The 1257-nt window shown below is 52.3% G+C and carries 1 protein-coding gene; it reads right to left on the bottom strand.

Features of this window, described 5'->3' with window-relative positions; translation table 11 throughout:
- Nucleotides 1-61: 61 nt before the first annotated feature.
- Nucleotides 62-1191 (bottom strand): IS3 family transposase gene (locus B9P63_RS18750; protein ID WP_095533073.1). Its coding sequence is split into 2 segments (ribosomal slippage): nucleotides 62-918 and nucleotides 918-1191, totalling 1131 coding nucleotides; the frame shifts between segments, so codons are not numbered across the junction.
- Nucleotides 1192-1257 lie beyond the last annotated feature (66 nt).

Below are 1257 nucleotides of genomic sequence, written 5' to 3'. Positions count from 1 at the left end.
TGAAGTGGTCCTGCTTTTCAGGACAGTTTTGCGGCTTGGCTAAGGTGCATCTTGTTTCTGTTCATGCCGCTTTTCGTGTCTCCGCTTGGCCGAAGTATGCGATGTCCGGTGTTCTCTTATCAAGGGCGGTGTGAGGTCGTTCTGAGTTGTAGAACCCAATCCAGGTATCGATGATCCGTTTCGCTTGAAAGCCATCGGTGATTTCATGCAAGTAGACGGCCTCCTGCTTCAGCGACCGCCACAACCGTTCGATGAAGATATTGTCGAGGTATCGCCCCCGACCGTCCATTGATATTTTGATGTCAGCTTTGGTCAAAGTCGTGATCCAACCAGCGCCTGTATATTGGCTGCCTTGGTCCGTATTCATTATCTCTGGCTTGCCATATCGGGCGATTGCCTCCTCCAACGCCTCAACGCAAAAGCTGGCATCCAACGTATTGGAAAGCCGCCAGGTCAAAACCTTGCGGGTCGCCCAGTCCATAATCGCCACCAGATACAGAAAGCCGTTCCTGACCGGAATGTAGGTGATGTCGCTGCACCAAACCTGATTGGGTCGCGTGATTGCGAGCTTCCTTAACAAGTATGGATAAATGCGGTGCTGTGGGTGCTTTTTGCTGGTATTTGGGCCCTTATAAATGGCCTGCAATCCCATGAGATTCATCAGGCGACGGACACGGTGTCGTCCGGCTGAGAAGCCCGACTGAGGAAGGTAAGCAGCAATCTGGCGACTTCCGAAGAAAGGGTATTTGGTGAATACCCGATCAATCTCATGCATCAGCGCAAGTGTCTCAGCATTCACCCCAACTGGTGTGTAATAGATCGACGAACGGCTGATCTTGAGCAGCTTACACTGACGCGTCAGGCTCAGTTTCGTGCTGTCCTTGCGGATCATCTCGCGGCGTTTTGATGGGCTCACCGCTTTAGCCCTTGTGACAAAAAATCATTCTCCACCGCCAGTTGGCCAATCTTGGCGTGCAGCTCTTTGATCTCGCCGTCCTTGTTCTCAGCCTTTTTGACCTTGTCGGAAAAAACGCCTGCCATGCCTTCGATCGCCTGTCGTTTCCATGTGCTCACCTGAGTTGGGTGGAGCTGCCGCTTGGCTGCAATCTCTTGCACCGTCTTGTCGCCACGCAGCGCTTCAAGCGCCACAGCAGCCTTAAACTGGTCTGAAAAGTTCCGTCGCTTTGTCATTCTCGTATCCATTCGTTCGGGTTGGATACATCTTAGCACGCTGTCCAGTTTTGCCGGACCACTTCA

The organism is Planktotalea arctica, from assembly GCF_002105285.1.
In the GTDB taxonomy this organism is placed as follows: domain Bacteria; phylum Pseudomonadota; class Alphaproteobacteria; order Rhodobacterales; family Rhodobacteraceae; genus Planktotalea; species Planktotalea arctica.
Note: the sequence above shows the minus strand (reverse complement) of the source record. Positions and strands in the feature narration are given on the sequence as shown.